The organism is Pseudomonas sp. TE3899 (assembly GCF_056279105.1).
In genome coordinates, this window is the sequence record NZ_JBWBQR010000001.1 from 2996347 (window position 1) to 3012026 (window position 15680).

Sequence of the window (15680 nt, forward strand, 5' to 3'; positions counted from 1 at the left end):
GGCCCGCCCTGCCACCGCAAATCCCAGATAAAAATAAACCGGCCCTCAAGCCGGTTTTTTATGACTTCAGGCTGCCTTTGCCGCTTGGGCCTGCCTCACCACCGCCGCCAACCGCTTGAGGCCTTCTTCCAGCCGCGCCGGGTCGATGTGACTAAAATTCAGCCGCAAATGGCCGGGATTGTTATCCGGATCAGGGAAGAACGGTTCGCCCGGCATAAACGCCACGTCCGCTGCCAAGGCCGTCTTGAGCAACGTGCGGGTATCCAGCGGTTGCTTGAGCGTCAGCCAGAAAAACAGCCCGCCTTGCGGCACGTTCCAATCCGCCAGATCGGAAAAATGTGTTTTCAGTGCCGACTGGAAGGCATCCCGACGCATCCGATAGAAAGCCCGCAGCTCACTCAGATGCTGCTGGAATTTCTCGGTGCCGATCCATTGCAGCGCCTGCCACTGCCCTACCCGATTGGTGTGCAGGTCCGCCGATTGCTTGAGCCGCAACAAGTGCGGAAACAGGTCCGGACTGGCGATCAGATAACCAACCCGCAGGCCCGGCAGCAGGGTTTTCGATACGGTGCCGGTGTAGATCCAACTGGCGGTTTTCAAGCGACTGACGATTGGCGTGGCGCTGGCGCCGTCGAAGGTCAGTTCGCGGTAGGGCTCGTCTTCGATCAGCGTCACGCCAAACTCATCGAGCAGCGCCGCCACCGCATCGCGCTTGGCTTCGCTGTAGCGCACGGCCGATGGGTTCTGGAAAGTCGGGATCAGGTAAATAAACGCCGGACGATGTTTTTCCAGGCGCGCGCGCATTTGTGCAAGGTCGGGCCCATCGGCCTCCAGCGGCACGGTGATGCAGTCGGCGCCGAACAGCTGGAAAATCTGCAACGCCGCGAGATAGGTCGGCGCTTCCAGCAGGATCTCGGTGCCTTTGTCGATATAGAGCTTGGCCGCCAGATCGAGGGTTTGCTGGGAGCCGCTGACCACCAACACCTGGCTCGCCTCACACGGTACGCCCAACGCCCGCGCTTCGGCCGCCAGGGCTTCACGCAGTGCCGGCTCGCCTTCGCTCATGCCGTATTGGCCCATGGACAACGGCATGTCGGCCCACTCGACCTTCGGCAGCATGGCTTCGGCCGGCAAGCCGCCAGCGAACGACATCACCTCTGGGCGCTGGGCGGCGGCGAGGATTTCTCGGATCAAAGAACTTTTAAGGCGCGAGACACGTTCGGAAAAAGCCATGGGGTCACCGGTAGCGAGGCTAGAAGAAAATGAGTCAAACTGATTGACCGAAATTACGACAGCTTGAGCGGATACGTCAATATGCTTGACCTTAAAAACCCCACAACTCAGCAACACGCCATGGAAGCGTTTTTCTTCGGCTACCAGGCGTTCACCGCCAAGGCCGACGAAATGCTTGAGCGTCGTGGCTTGAGCCGAGTGCATCAACGCATCGTGTTTTTCATCGCCCGTTATCCGAACCTGAGCGTGAAGGAATTGCTGGCGTTGCTCGGCGTGAGCAAGCAGGCGCTGAACATTCCGCTGCGGCAATTGGTGGAAATGCATCTGGTGGAGAGCGTGGCGTCCGAGGCCGACAAGCGTAAGCGGTTGCTGGAGCTGACCGAGGATGGCGCGCGGTTCGAGCAGTCATTGCGGCGTGAGCAGGTGAAGTTGCTGGAGCGGGTGTTTGCCGAGGCTGGGGAGGCGGCGGTGGATGGGTGGTTGGCGGTGAATCTGGCGTTGGGGAACAACCAGCAGACGATGTGACCTTGAGTCCGCCTTCGCGGGCAAGCCTCGCTCCTACAGGGTCATGCGTTTATCTGTAGGAGCGAGGCTTGCCCGCAAAGGCGTCACCGCAGGCGATATATCCCTATCGCCAAAACTTTCGTCTACAAAATCAAAAACATTATTTGCTTTATTTGTATACAAAAGCATAATCCACTTCGTGCGAGTTCCTGACCAAGCGGTCAACAAATTCGCAAGTGCCTCAAAGGGCCGCTGCCACCCTCATGGGTCCGGCCCTGGAAATAAAAATAAAACTCTTGAGGAGTATTCGCTGTGGAAAGCCGCAAATCCGAAGCCCCGACGCTGGACCTCTCGCCGCCATTACGCAATGGCTGGCTGGAACGCCTCTTCAAACTCAGCTTGCATGGCACCACGGTGAAGACCGAGCTGATTGCCGGTCTGACAACCTTCATCACGATGGCTTACATCATCTTCGTCAACCCGAACATCATGGCTGACGCTGGCATCGATCACGGTGCCGCGTTTGTCGCCACCTGCATCGCCGCCGCGCTCGGTTGCCTGTTGATGGGCCTGTACGCCAACTGGCCGGTCGGCCTGGCGCCGGGCATGGGCCTGAACGCGTTCTTCACCTACACCGTGGTCGGCACCATGGGCTACAACTGGGAAACCGCCCTCGGTGCGGTGTTTGTCTCCGGTGTGCTGTTCATGATCCTGACCTTTTCCAAGATTCGCGAATGGCTGCTCAACAGTATTCCCGTGAGCCTGCGCTACGCCATGGGCGCGGGTGTCGGGCTGTTCCTGGGGATCATAGGCCTGAAAACTGCCGGCATCATCGTTGCCAGCCCGGCCACCCTGATCAAGCTCGGTTCCCTGCGCGAACCCGGTCCGCTGCTGGCCGCCATCTGCTTTCTGATGATCGCCGTGCTCAGTTACCACAAGGTGTTCGGCGCGATCCTTATCAGCATCATCACCGTGACGGCCGCCGGCTGGGGCCTGGGCCTCGTCCATTACGAAGGCATCATGTCCGCCCCGCCGAGCCTGGCCCCGACCTGGATGGCCATGAACATCGCCGGCGTGTTCAACGTCAGCATGATCAGCGTGGTGCTGGCGTTCCTTTTCGTGCACATGTTCGACACCGCCGGCACCTTGATGGGTGTGGCCCAGCGCGCCAACCTGGTGAACGCAGACGGTCGTATCGAAAACCTCTCCCGCGCGATGAAAGCCGACAGTGCCTCCAGCGTTTTCGGGGCGATGGTCGGTGTTCCGCCGGTCACCAGCTATGTAGAAAGTGCCGCGGGTGTCGCTGCGGGTGGTCGGACTGGTCTTACCGCCGTGACCGTAGGTGTGCTATTTATTGCCGCGATGTTCTTCGCACCGCTGGCTGGCATGATTCCGGCTTATGCCACCGCCGGTGCACTGATTTATGTGGCGATGCTGATGATGAGCGGCATGGCTCACATCGAATGGGATGAAGCGACCGACAGCATCCCGGCGATCGTCACCGCGATCATGATGCCGCTGACCTTCTCGGTCGCCGACGGCATCGCGCTGGGCTTTATCACTTACGTGGTGCTGAAGGCCGGCACCGGTAAGTACAAGGAAATTTCCATCAGTCTGTGGGTGCTCTGCGCGATCTTCATCGCCAAGTTCATTTTCTTGTAACCCGTCATAGCTTCAAACAGCCTCACCCCGTCGGGTGGGGCTTTTGCACATTAGGAGGAAAGTGATGAGTCTGGAAACCTGGCTGCTGTTCAGCGGCGCTGCGCTGGTGGTGATCCTGATCCCGGGGCCATTGTCTTTGCTGATGATCAGCAACAGTTTGAACTACGGTTTGCGCCGGTCGTACCCGGCGTTTCTCGGTGGCGTGATTGCTTCGATTTGTCTGCTCAGTGCCTCGGCACTGGGCCTGGGCGCCCTGCTGCTGGCATCGGAACAGCTGTTCAGCGCGCTGAAGATCGTCGGCGCGCTGTACCTGTTCTACCTCGCCTGGCAGAGCTGGCAGCAATCGCGCCAGCCATCGGTGGGCGCTGAAGTGCCCCAGGCTGCGCCGGTACCGCGCTTTCGTGCCCTGTTCGGGCGCGCGTTTGTGTTGGGCGCGAGCAATCCGAAGGACATTCTGTTCTTCGCCGCTTTCCTGCCACAGTTCTTGAGTGCCGAGCAGCCGTTTTTGCCGCAGCTGCTGGTGATGATTGCGACCTGGACCGTGCTCGATCTGCTGTGCAAGTTGGCGTATGGGCTGGGCGCCCATGGCGCGGCTCGGTATCTGCGCACGGGTAAAGGACAGAGTTGGTTTAACCGGATCAGCGCGGGGTTGTTCAGTGGTGCGGGGGCGGCGTCGTTGTTGAGCCGTTAAGGGCAAAAGCTTCGCGGGCAAGCCTCGCTCCTACAGGGTTTGTGTCGTTCACCGGCATTGCGGACGGCACAACATCTGTAGAAGCGAGGCTTGCCCGCGAAGGCGTCATCCGCCACACCACATTCCTCAGGGCAAAAAAAAGCCCGCAGTGTGGGCGGGCAAAAGACCAAAGAAGCTTTATGCGCAGATTCTTGGGGGAGTCTAGCTTCCTCTGTAGGTCGAATAGCTGTACGGCGAAATCAGCAGCGGCACGTGGTAGTGATCCTGTTCCGCAGAGATGCCGAACCGCAGCACCACCACGTCGAGGAACGCCGGCTCCGGCAACTGAACGCCACGGGCGCGGTAGTAATCGCCCGCATGAAACTGAACCTGATAGACCCCGGAACGGTAGTCATCGCCTTGCAGCAACGGTGCATCGACACGGCCATCGCTGTTGGTGATCGCGCTGGCGACCAATTCCAGCTGCGAGCCTTCAACGCGGTACAACTCGACCTTCATCGAGCTGCCCGGGCAACCGTGTGCAGCGTCCAAAACGTGTGTAGTCAAACGTCCCATTGATTCTGCGCGCCTGCCTGCATACAGCAGTCAGGCCTCGCGCCTCCCGAAGTCAGTTGAAAAGGAGACCGCACCGTTTCGGAGCACGAAAAGCTGCGGCGAGCGACTGATTAAGACACTTTTCAAAAAAATTGTACACAATAAAAACGACATTTTTATCGCCACCACCGCCACACAAGGTTTCCCGGCGAATCTGACCACGAACCATGCGTGCAGCGGACCTCTTATCCATTAGCTGACCAGTCAGGCAGGTTTCTTGCAGTAACACCCATTCATGACAGTCAGTGAAAAATGCAAAAAATCAGGCTTACAAATTGAATATAAAGTTGTATACAATCAGCCCATCGCTGTGACGCCACACCAGGCTGCCACACAACTCTGACCTTGAATAAGTCGACACGAACAAGAAGGAAGACTGCAGTGAGCGCTGACTACCCACGCGACCTGGTTGGTTACGGCAGTAACCCTCCGCACCCACACTGGCCGGGCAATGCCCGCATCGCCCTGTCCTTCGTGCTCAATTACGAGGAAGGTGGCGAGCGCAATATCCTGCATGGCGATAAAGAATCCGAAGCCTTCCTTTCGGAAATGGTCTCGGCGCAGCCGCTGCAAGGCGCGCGCAACATGAGCATGGAATCCCTTTACGAGTATGGCAGCCGCGCCGGCGTGTGGCGGGTGCTTAAACTGTTCAAGGAATTCGACATCCCGCTGACCATCTTCGCCGTCGCCATGGCCGCCCAGCGCCACCCGGACGTGATCCGTGCCATGGTCGAGGCCGGCCACGAGATCTGCAGCCACGGCTATCGCTGGATCGACTACCAGTACATGGACGAAGCCCAGGAACGCGAGCACATGCTCGAAGCGATCCGCATCCTCACCGAACTCACCGGCGAACGCCCGTTGGGCTGGTACACCGGCCGCACCGGCCCGAACACCCGCCGGCTGGTGATGGAAGAAGGTGGTTTCCTCTACGACTGCGACACCTACGACGACGACCTGCCCTACTGGGAACCCAACAACCCGACCGGCAAGCCGCACCTGGTGATCCCGTACACCCTGGACACTAACGACATGCGTTTCACCCAGGTCCAGGGTTTCAACAAGGGCGACGATTTCTTCGAATACCTCAAGGATGCGTTCGACGTGCTGTACGCCGAAGGCGCCGAAGCGCCGAAGATGTTGTCGATCGGCCTGCACTGCCGCTTGATCGGCCGTCCGGCGCGTCTGGCCTCGCTCAAGCGCTTTATCGAATACGCTAAAAGTCATGAACAGGTGTGGTTCAGCCGTCGCGTCGACATCGCTCGCCACTGGCACGAAACCCACCCGTACCAAGGGGCTGCGAAATGAGCACCTTTCAAACCGTCAAACCATCGAGCCTGAGCCGCGACGCGTTTGTCGCCGCGTTCGCCGACATCTACGAACATTCGCCATGGGTGGCCGAGAAGGCCTTCGACCTGGGCCAGGACGCTTCGATCGACGAGATCGAAACCCTGCACCAGCGCATGAGCGACATTTTGTTGAGCGCCGATCACGCCAGCCAACTGGCCCTGATCAACGCTCACCCCGACCTGGCCGGCCGTGCGGCCGTCCAGGGCGAACTGACCGAAGCCAGCACCAATGAACAGGCTGGCGCCGGGATTCACCAATGCACGGCCGAAGAGTTCCAGCGCTTCACCGAGCTGAACGACGCCTACAAAGCCAAGTTCAAGTTTCCCTTCATCATGGCGGTAAAAGGCAGCAACCGGCATCAGATCCTCGCGGCGTTCGAAACGCGCATTCACAACACGGAAGACACCGAGTTCAAATGCGCGCTGGCGGAGATCAACAAGATCGCCCTGTTCCGATTACTGACCCTATAGCGATCCTGGCCCGAGAAACCTCATGAACGCTTGCGTTTCCCAGGGCCCCGAGAGCATCCCAAGCCAACTAATTAAAGGCAGACAAGAAGAATGAAAGCTTACGCCTTACCTTTCGAGAAGTTCGTCAACCTGGCCGACGCCCGCCTGGGCACCAAAATCATCTCGGTCACCGATGACTGGTTCGCTGATGCCAACCGCCTGTTCCAGCCGACCCCGGCCGTGTGGAAAGAAGGCGTGTTCGATGACAACGGCAAGTGGATGGACGGCTGGGAATCGCGCCGCAAGCGCTTCGAAGGCTATGACAGCGCAGTGATTCGCCTGGGTGTCGCGGGTTCGATCAAAGGCGTGGACATCGACACTTCATTCTTCACCGGCAACTACCCGCCGTCGGCGTCCCTGGAAGCCTGTTTCCTGGCTGAAGGCGAGCCGACCGAAAATACCCAGTGGGTTGAAGTGCTGTCCGCCGTCGAGCTGCAAGGCAACAGCCACCACTACCACGAAATCAACAACGACCAGGCCTTCAGCCACCTGCGCTTCAACATCTACCCGGATGGCGGCGTAGCGCGTCTGCGTGTGTACGGTGTGCCGCACCGCGACTGGTCGGCGGTGGGCGACAACGAGCAGATCGACCTGGCCGCCGCCCTGAACGGTGGCCGCGCCCTCGCCTGCTCCGACGAACATTTCGGTCGCATGAGCAACATCCTCAACCCGGGCCGTGGCATCAACATGGGCGATGGCTGGGAAACCGCACGTCGTCGCACACCGGGCAATGACTGGGTGATCGTGGCGCTGGGTCATGCCGGCGAAGTCGAGAAAGTTATCGTCGACACCCTGCACTTCAAGGGCAACTACCCGGACACCTGCTCCATTCAAGGTGCATTCGTGAAGGGCGGCACCGACAGCCAGATCGAAACCCAATCGCTGTTCTGGCGCGAACTGCTGCCCGCGCAGAAACTGGAAATGCACGCTGAACACACCTTCGCCGAGCAGATCAAGGCTCTGGGGCCGATCACCCACATCCGCCTCAATGTGTTCCCGGATGGGGGCGTGAGTCGCCTGCGCGTATTGGGCAAGGTCGCTAAATAACACCCGATCGTTCCCACGCTCTGCGTGGGAATGCATCACCGGACGCTCCGCGTCCGCTTTGGATGTGACGCAAAGCGTCACGGGCTGCATTCCCACGCAGAGCGTGGGAACGATCAACAGAACTCAACGAAAAGAAGACCAGCATGCGCACACTGACGATTGAACCGCTGACCAAAGAAGCTTTCGCCCCTTTCGGTGATGTGATCGAAACCGACGGCAGCGATCACTTCATGATCAACAACGGTTCGACCATGCGCTTTCATAAACTGGCGACGGTGCAAACCGCCACGCCAGAGGACAACGCGATCATCAGCATCTTCCGCGCCGACGCGCAGGACATGCCGCTGACCGTCAGCATGCTGGAGCGTCACCCGCTGGGCAGCCAGGCTTTCATTCCGCTGCTCGGCAACCCCTTTCTGATCGTGGTCGCGCCACTTGGCGATGAACCTGTATCAGGCTTGGTCCGCGCCTTCGTCACCAACGGCAGGCAGGGCATTAATTACCATCGCGGCGTTTGGCACCATCCGGTGCTGACGATCGAAAAGCGGGATGACTTCCTGGTGGTTGATCGCAGTGGCACAGGCAATAACTGCGATGAGCATTTTTTCAAAGAGGATGAGCGGTTGATCCTTGCCCCCCACCAATAAGAGAAGGTCTGATCACTCGACAACAGAGTGACAGGCGAGAGGTAAAGACTGTGGAAGCACATCTGTTGGAATGGCTGAACCTGAGCGTGCGCTGGGTTCACATGATTACTGGCGTGGCCTGGATCGGTGCGTCGTTCTATTTCGTCTGGCTGGAAAACAACCTCAATCGGGTCAACCCGAAAAGCGGTCTGGCGGGCGATCTGTGGGCGATCCATGGCGGCGGTATCTATCACCTGGAAAAATACAAACTGGCTCCACCGACCATGCCGGACAACCTGCACTGGTTCAAATGGGAAGCCTACTTCACCTGGATGTCGGGGATCGCGCTGCTGTGCGTGGTGTTCTACTCCAACCCGACACTCTATCTGCTGGCACCGGGCAGCACCCTGAGCGGTCCTGAAGGCGTGGCCATCGGTATCGGCTCGCTGTTCATCGGCTGGTTCATCTACTCCTTCCTCTGCGACTCGGCCCTGGGCAAACGCCCTGCCCTGCTCGGCGGCATCCTGTTCGTTTTGATCATTGCGGCGGCCTACGGCTTCAGCAAAGTGTTCAGCGGTCGCGGTGCCTACCTGCACGTCGGCGCGATCATCGGCACCATCATGGTCGGCAACGTGTTCCGCATCATCATGCCGGCGCAACGGGCACTGGTGGCGGCGATTGCCGAGAACCGCACGCCCGATCCGGCGCTGCCGGCCAAAGGTTTGCTGCGTTCGCGGCATAACAACTACTTCACCTTGCCGGTGCTGTTCATCATGATCAGCAACCACTTCCCGAGCACCTACGGCAGCCAATACAACTGGCTGATCCTGGCCGGGATCGCGGTGCTGGCGGTGTTGGTGCGTCACTACTTCAACACCCGCCACGACAGCCACAAGTTTGCCTGGACCCTGCCGGTCGCAGCCGTCGGCATGATCAGCCTGGCCTACGTGACGGGCCCGGCGCAAATGCCGAGCGCACCGGAAGTGGCCAAGGCCCCTGGCACCATCGAGTACCAACCGTTGCCGGAAACCGCCGTCGGTGGAGGCCTCAAACCTGAAGCGGCGAAACCTGCAGCTCCAGCCGCCGCACCGGCGCAAGCATCGAACCAGGGCCCGGCGTTCGACAAGGTGCACAGCGTGATTCAGGAACGCTGCGCCGTGTGTCATTCGGCCAAACCCACCAGCCCGCTGTTCAGTGCAGCCCCGGCCGGCGTGATGTTCGACACCCCGCAACAAATCCAGCAATTGGCCCCGCGGATCCAGGCGCAAGCCGTCGCCAGCCAGATCATGCCACTGGGCAACATCACACAGATGACCCAACAGGAACGTGACCTGATTGGTGCGTGGATCAACCAGGGAGCCCAGACCAATTAATCGCTGAAAAGCTTCGCGGGCAAGCCTCGCTCCTACAAGGTCCACGCTGACCTGTAGGAGCAAGGCTTGCCCGCGAACGGCCGCGCCGCGGTCACCTGATACAAAAATCACAAGAATAAAAAAGATCCGAGGTGTTGCATGTCCGAGCTATCCGAAGCGCGCATCCCCGACGCACCCGCCATTCAGCGTTTGCCCCTTTTGCAACTGATCCTGGTCGGTCTGCAACATGTTCTGCTGATGTACGGCGGTGCCATCGCGGTGCCGCTGATCATCGGACAGGCCGCTGGCCTGAGTCGTGAAGAAATCGCCTTCCTGATCAACGCCGACCTGCTGGTGGCCGGCATCGCCACCATCGTGCAATCCCTCGGCATCGGCCCGATGGGCATTCGCATGCCGGTGATGATGGGCGCCAGTTTTGCTGCGGTTGGCAGCATGGTGGCCATGGCCGGCATGCCTGGCATCGGCCTGCAAGGGATCTTCGGTGCGACCATCGCCGCCGGGTTCTTCGGCATGCTCATCGCGCCGTTCATGTCCAAAGTCGTGCGTTTCTTCCCGCCGCTGGTGACCGGCACGGTCATCACCTCGATCGGTTTGTCGCTGTTCCCCGTGGCCGTGAACTGGGCCGGTGGCGGCGCCAGCGCCGCTCAATTCGGCTCGCCTATTTACCTGGCCATCGCCGCACTGGTGCTGGCCACGATTCTGCTGGTCCACCGCTTTATGCGCGGGTTCTGGGTCAATATTTCCGTGCTGATCGGCATGTGCCTGGGCTACGTGCTCTGCGGGGTGATCGGCATGGTCGACCTCAGCGGCATGGCCCAGGCGCCGTGGGTGCAGATCGTCACGCCGCTGCATTTCGGCATGCCCAAATTTGAACTCGCACCGATCCTGTCCATGTGCCTGGTGGTGGTGATTATCTTCGTCGAGTCCACCGGGATGTTCCTCGCCCTGGGCAAGATCACCGACCGCGAAGTCTGCCCACGGATGCTGCGTCGCGGCCTGCTGTGTGACGCCGCGGCCTCGTTCTTCGCCGGATTCTTCAACACCTTCACCCACTCCTCCTTCGCGCAGAACATCGGCCTGGTGCAGATGACCGGCGTGCGCTGCCGCTCGGTGACCATCGTCGCCGGTGGCTTGCTGGTGATGCTCAGCCTGTTGCCGAAAGCGGCGTTCCTGGTGGCGTCGATTCCCCCGGCAGTCCTCGGCGGCGCGGCGATTGCAATGTTCGGCATGGTCGCGGCGACCGGGATCAAGATCCTGCAAGAAGCCGACATCGGCGACCGGCGCAATCAGTTGCTGGTGGCGGTGAGCATTGGCATGGGCCTGATCCCGGTGGTGCGTCCGGAGTTCTTCGCGCACCTGCCGATGTGGATGAGCCCGATCACCCACAGCGGCATCGCCATGGCGACCTTGAGTGCCCTGTCCCTGAACCTGCTGTTCAACATTCTCGGCGGTAAAGAGCGCGCAGCCATCAACGACTGCGCCGCCCACCCGCACTGATCGAAACCTGTGACCTGGCTGCCCTGTGGCAGCCAGCAACTGCCTGCGCCTCAACAATAAAAACAAGAGGAAGCACCAGATGGTTTTTACCCCCTCAAGTCTGTCGTTTTGCGACGCCAGGCCACCCGCCGCCAACCGTGCCCCAAACCTGTCGTCGGTGCGCTGTTGCGGGGCACTTGAGACCTGGCCAAGGAGTCAGTATTCTCCGCGGCCGCCCGAATCCGGTCTAAAAAAAAGCCCGGATTTAATTCCTGACCAGAAAGCCAACTTACCCCGGCACTGGACGGTAGCAAGGCATTCAAAAATCTCCCGTAATCGACTGTTTTCGAACAGCCGAACGGGAGTTTTTTGGCTTTTCGAAAGCCTTGGCTCAGCTCTTGCTAACAGCAACAAAGCTGACCGAATGGATGAATTTTCAAAGCTGCAAAGAAAGGCGCCACACCAGAGCGCCGACCTAAGAAAAAAAACGTGGAACCACCTACTTTTTGGGAGCAACCGAATGAAACGTACGTGCACCAGCCTGATGCTCGCGGGATCCTTGCTGGCCGGGGGCCAAGCGATGGCCGGCGACCTGCTGCAATGGCAGAACAACAGCCTGACCTACCTGTATGGCAAGGACTTCAAGGTCAACCCGCACATTCAGCAAACCGTCACTTTCGAGCACGCCGATGCCTGGAAATATGGGGATAACTTCCTGTTCATCGACAAGATCTTCTACAACGGTGACAAGGACTTCAACAACGGCCCGAACACCTATTACGGTGAGTTCCAGCCCCGCATTTCGTTGGGCAAAGTCCTGGACCAGAAGATCGAATTCGGCCCGATCAAAGACGTCTTGCTGGCGATGACTTACGAGTTCGGCGAAGGTGATTCCGAGTCTTACCTGATCGGCCCGGGTTTCGACCTGGCGATTCCCGGTTTCGACTACTTCCAGCTGAACTTCTACCAGCGCCATCCTGATGGCGATCGTCCAGGCAACAACGTCTGGCAGATCACCCCCGTCTGGTCCTACACCATCCCGGTCGGTGACTCGAACATCCTGATCGATGGCTACATGGACTGGGTGGTCGACAACGACAAAAACGCCCGTGGCGAATACCACGCCAACCTGCACTTCAACCCGCAGGTCAAATACGACCTGGGCAAGGCGCTGAATTTCGGCGAGAAGCAGTTGTACGTCGGTGTGGAATACGACTACTGGAAGAACAAGTACGGGATTGATGACACCAACGCGTTTACCACCAACCAGAACGTGACGAGCTTCCTGGTGAAGTTCCACTTCTGATGAGCTGAAGACAAGAGACCGCAGCTGCTATCCGCCACGTGCGCATCCGCGGTGGGTGGGGGTTGTGGTCTTTTGTTTGTGGTGTCCGGGAGGACGTCTTCGCGGGCAAGCCTCGCTCCTACAGGTTTTGTGTCGTTCTGGGATTATGTGAACGACATAAAACCCGTAGGAGCAAAGCTTGCTCGCGATAGCCACACCGCCAATCTCAAGCGGCGACCACTGGCTCCGCCAACCCCAAAAACCGGCACAACTCATCGCGCTTGGCCAACGCATCCCGCCGCCCGAGATCAATCAACTCGCTGCAATACCCCGCCTCGAACAGCAGATAACTCAACACCCCCGCCCCGCTGGTCTTGGTCGCACCCGGCCCGCGCAGGAACAGGCGTAACGCTGCCGGCAATTCCTGGCGATGCCGCGCGGCAATCTCGTCGATTGGCTGGCTCGGCGAAATCACCAGTACTTCCACCGGTGCCACGCCCAGGGCACGGGTCGGCGTGCCATCGGGCATCAAGTGGCTGAACTGATTCAGACGCTGCAACAGCTCGATATCGCTTTCCAGGCTGTCAATGAACGTGCTGTTGAGCATGTGCCCGCCAATCTGCGCCAGGGTCGGCTGCTGGCCGGTGTAGGCCCGTTGCAACGGTTGTTCCGGGTCGACCCCGCGCGGGTTGCCGCTGACACCCACCACCAGCACCCTGCTCGCTCCCAGGTGCAGGGCCGGGCTGATCGGTGCCGACTGGCGCACCGCGCCATCGCCGAAAAACTCTTCGCCGATCTTCACCGGGGCGAACAACAACGGAATCGCCGAGCTGGCCAGCAAGTGTTCAACGGTCAATTGGGTCGGCACGCCGATCCGGCGATGGCGCAACCAGGCGTCGATGGTGCCGCCGCCCTGATAGAAGGTGACCGCCTGGCCGGATTCGTAACCGAACGCGGTCACCGCCACCGCCTGCAACTGCTTCTGCGCGATGGCCTCGGCGATGCCGTTCATTTGCAGTTTGTCGTTGAGCAAGCCACGCAGCGGCGAACTGTTGAGCAATGCCACCGGCACCTGGGCGCCGATGCCGAGCAAACTGTGGCTGACAAAGCGGCTGGCCTGGTGGATCACGCCGGGCCAGTCGCTGCGCAACACCAGATGACTGCGGAAGCCTTGCCAGAACGCGGTCAGGCGCTCGATGGCGCCGCGAAAGTCCATCGCCCCGCTGGCCAGGCTGACGGCGTTGATCGCCCCGGCCGAGGTGCCGACGATCACCGGGAACGGATTGTCCGCGCCCGGCGGCAGCAATTCGGCAATCGCCGCCAGCACGCCCACCTGATACGCCGCTCGAGCCCCGCCGCCGGAAAGAATCAACCCTGTAACCGGTTCAGCTGGGCGCATCGCAACACTCCATGGTGCTTAAGGGGATCGGTGGTTCAACCGCGTTTTGCGTAGAGTTTCGGCTCGCCGGGCGGACGGCTCTTGAAGCGGCGATGGGCCCAGAGGTATTGCTCCGGGCAATCGCGCAAGGCGCCTTCGACCCATTGATTGATGCGCAGGCAATCGGCCTCTTCGGTCTCGCCGGGGAAACCTTCGAGCGGCGCATGGATCACCAAGCGATAACCACTGCCGTCCGCCAGTCGCTCCTGGGTGAACGGCACCACCAGCGCCTTGCCCAACCGCGCGAATTTGCTGGTGGCCGTGACGGTCGCCGCCTGAATCCCGAACAGCGGCACGAAGATACTTTGCTTGGCGCCATAGTCCTGATCCGGTGCGTACCAGATCGCCCGGCCCGCCCGCAGCAACTTGAGCATGCCGCGCACGTCGTCGCGCTCCACCGCCAGCGAATCGAGGTTGTGCCGCTCGCGGCCGCGACGCTGGATGTAGTCGAACAATGGGTTCTTGTGTTCGCGGTACATGCCATCAATGGTGTGCTGCTGACCGAGCAATGCCGCGCCGATTTCCAGCGTGGTGAAATGCACAGCCATCAGAATCACGCCCTTGCCGTCGCGTTGGGCTTTTTTCAGATGCTCCAGGCCTTCGACATGGGCCAGTTTGGCCAGACGCTGGCGCGACCACCACCAACTCATGGCCATTTCGAAGAAAGCGATGCCGGTGGAGGCGAAGTTTTCCTTGAGCAGGCGCTTGCGCTCCTCGGCGGACTTTTCCGGGAAACACAGCTCAAGATTGCGCTTGGCGATGCGCCGTCGGTCGCCGGCCGCCCGGTACATCAAGGCACCCAGGAGGCGGCCGACTCGCAGCAACGCCGGATACGGCAACTGGACAATCAGCCACAACAGCCCCAGCCCGCACCACAGCGGCCAGAAACGTGGAGAAAGAAAGGCGGGACGAAAACGCGGGCGATCCATTAAAGCTTCCGGAAAGACGATGGCCGCGCATTCTACATCGTTCGACCCGGCTTGCGGCCTGCGGGCGTTCTCGTTATAAGTCTCGGCACTTTTAGTGACAAGCCGTTGTATGCCGACCATGAGCCAAACCGAACCGCTAGACCAAGATCCTGTGTTCCAGTTGAAGGGCAGCATGCTCGCCATTACGGTGCTGGAGCTGGCCCGTAACGACCTCGAGAACCTCGATCGACAACTGGCCGCCAAGGTTGCCCAGGCGCCGAATTTCTTCAGCAATGCGCCGCTGGTGCTGGCCCTGGACAAACTCCCGGCCAGCGAAGGCGCCGTCGATTTGCCGGGCCTGATGCGCGTGTGCCGTTCCCATGGCCTGCGCACCCTGGCGATCCGCGCCAGCCGCATCGAGGACATCGCCGCCGCCATCGCCGTCGACCTGCCGGTGCTGCCGCCGTCCGGTGCCCGTGAGCGGCCGCTGGACCCGAACGAAGGCGTCGTGGTGAAAAAACCGGAAAAACCACCGGAACCGACGATTAAACCGACCAAGGTAATCACTTCGCCAGTACGTGGTGGCCAACAGATCTATGCCCAGGGTGGCGATCTGGTCATCGTTTCGTCGGTCAGCCCGGGGGCGGAACTTCTCGCCGATGGGAACATCCATGTATACGGCCCGATGCGCGGTCGTGCACTGGCCGGGGTCAAAGGCGACACGAAAGCGCGGATTTTCTGCCAGCAGATGAGCGCCGAACTGCTCTCCATCGCTGGTCATTACAAGGTTTCCGAGGACCTGCGGCGCGATCCGTTGTGGGGCTCGGGCGTACAAGTCAGCCTGTCGGGCGACGTGTTGAACATCATTCGGCTTTAACGGATACTGCCGCATTTTCCAAGCATCTCTAAAACGTAGCGAAAACGGCTCAAACGAAGTAGGAAAAAGGCCAAAAGCAGTGTTTACCGCCGGTAAATGCCGCCCAG

General features: G+C 60.1%; 15 protein-coding genes. 11 read left to right on the forward strand and 4 right to left on the reverse strand.

The annotated features are described in order from the left end of the window. Window positions 1-66: 66 nt before the first annotated feature. Complete coding sequence (locus ACZ89E_RS13630; protein ID WP_476255856.1) at window positions 67-1233, reverse strand: aminotransferase-like domain-containing protein; 1167 nt, start codon at window positions 1231-1233, stop codon at window positions 67-69. An 81-nt stretch (window positions 1234-1314) separates the two neighbouring features. On the opposite strand from ACZ89E_RS13630, the gene ACZ89E_RS13635 reads away from it, so the two are divergent. The 3 genes from ACZ89E_RS13635 to ACZ89E_RS13645 all read left to right on the forward strand — a co-directional run bounded on the left by ACZ89E_RS13635 (window position 1315) and on the right by ACZ89E_RS13645 (window position 4090). Continuing rightward, complete coding sequence (locus tag ACZ89E_RS13635) at window positions 1315-1758, forward strand: MarR family winged helix-turn-helix transcriptional regulator (RefSeq protein WP_463259835.1); 444 nt, start codon at window positions 1315-1317, stop codon at window positions 1756-1758. Window positions 1759-2049: 291 nt separating this feature from the next. Next, window positions 2050-3399, forward strand: coding sequence for an NCS2 family permease (locus ACZ89E_RS13640; protein WP_149656896.1), 1350 nt, complete (start codon window positions 2050-2052; stop codon window positions 3397-3399). Between the two features lie 64 nt (window positions 3400-3463). Continuing rightward, on the forward strand, window positions 3464-4090 hold the full coding sequence (locus ACZ89E_RS13645) for a LysE family translocator (RefSeq protein WP_054048710.1): 627 nt from the start codon (window positions 3464-3466) through the stop codon (window positions 4088-4090). A gap of 201 nt (window positions 4091-4291) precedes the next feature. On the opposite strand, the gene uraH is transcribed toward ACZ89E_RS13645, so the two are convergent. Then, window positions 4292-4645 (reverse strand): hydroxyisourate hydrolase, encoded by a 354-nt coding sequence (gene uraH / locus ACZ89E_RS13650; protein ID WP_476255857.1) that lies wholly within the window; start codon window positions 4643-4645, stop codon window positions 4292-4294. A 420-nt stretch (window positions 4646-5065) separates the two neighbouring features. Between uraH and puuE the strand changes: the two genes are divergently transcribed. The 7 genes from puuE to ACZ89E_RS13685 all read left to right on the forward strand — a co-directional run bounded on the left by puuE (window position 5066) and on the right by ACZ89E_RS13685 (window position 12371). Continuing rightward, the gene (gene puuE, locus ACZ89E_RS13655) at window positions 5066-5992 is read left to right on the forward strand and encodes an allantoinase PuuE (protein WP_054048713.1); all 927 of its coding nucleotides are present in this window, start codon (window positions 5066-5068) and stop codon (window positions 5990-5992) included. Further along, window positions 5989-6504, forward strand: coding sequence for a 2-oxo-4-hydroxy-4-carboxy-5-ureidoimidazoline decarboxylase (gene uraD, locus ACZ89E_RS13660; protein WP_149656897.1), 516 nt, complete (start codon window positions 5989-5991; stop codon window positions 6502-6504). The genes puuE and uraD overlap by 4 nt, the downstream gene beginning before the upstream one ends. Window positions 6505-6594: 90 nt before the next feature. Further along, complete coding sequence (gene alc / locus ACZ89E_RS13665; RefSeq protein ID WP_476255858.1) at window positions 6595-7590, forward strand: allantoicase; 996 nt, start codon at window positions 6595-6597, stop codon at window positions 7588-7590. Window positions 7591-7733: 143 nt separating this feature from the next. Next, window positions 7734-8237, forward strand: a complete 504-nt coding sequence (locus ACZ89E_RS13670; RefSeq protein ID WP_010456681.1) for an ureidoglycolate lyase — start codon at window positions 7734-7736, stop codon at window positions 8235-8237. Between the two features lie 50 nt (window positions 8238-8287). Further along, complete coding sequence (locus ACZ89E_RS13675; protein ID WP_463259832.1) at window positions 8288-9589, forward strand: urate hydroxylase PuuD; 1302 nt, start codon at window positions 8288-8290, stop codon at window positions 9587-9589. A 138-nt stretch (window positions 9590-9727) separates the two neighbouring features. After that, window positions 9728-11086: a nucleobase:cation symporter-2 family protein gene (locus ACZ89E_RS13680; RefSeq protein ID WP_476255859.1), complete on the forward strand. Its 1359-nt coding sequence runs from the start codon at window positions 9728-9730 to the stop codon at window positions 11084-11086. Window positions 11087-11585: 499 nt separating this feature from the next. After that, window positions 11586-12371: an outer membrane protein OmpK gene (locus ACZ89E_RS13685; RefSeq protein ID WP_149656901.1), complete on the forward strand. Its 786-nt coding sequence runs from the start codon at window positions 11586-11588 to the stop codon at window positions 12369-12371. A 205-nt stretch (window positions 12372-12576) separates the two neighbouring features. Here the strand turns inward: ACZ89E_RS13685 and ACZ89E_RS13690 are convergent, their stop codons facing one another. Further along, a complete protein-coding gene (locus ACZ89E_RS13690; protein ID WP_476255860.1) occupies window positions 12577-13749 on the reverse strand; it encodes a patatin-like phospholipase family protein in 1173 nt (390 codons plus the stop codon). A gap of 35 nt (window positions 13750-13784) precedes the next feature. Next, window positions 13785-14717 carry a lipid A biosynthesis lauroyl acyltransferase gene (locus ACZ89E_RS13695; protein WP_476255861.1) on the reverse strand — a complete coding sequence of 311 codons (933 nt, stop codon included), beginning with the start codon at window positions 14715-14717 and terminating at the stop codon, window positions 13785-13787. A 118-nt stretch (window positions 14718-14835) separates the two neighbouring features. Here ACZ89E_RS13695 and minC point away from each other — a divergent pair, with 118 nt between their 5' ends. Beyond that, window positions 14836-15573 carry a septum site-determining protein MinC gene (gene minC, locus ACZ89E_RS13700; protein WP_149656903.1) on the forward strand — a complete coding sequence of 246 codons (738 nt, stop codon included), beginning with the start codon at window positions 14836-14838 and terminating at the stop codon, window positions 15571-15573. The last annotated feature ends 107 nt before the right edge of the window (window positions 15574-15680 follow it).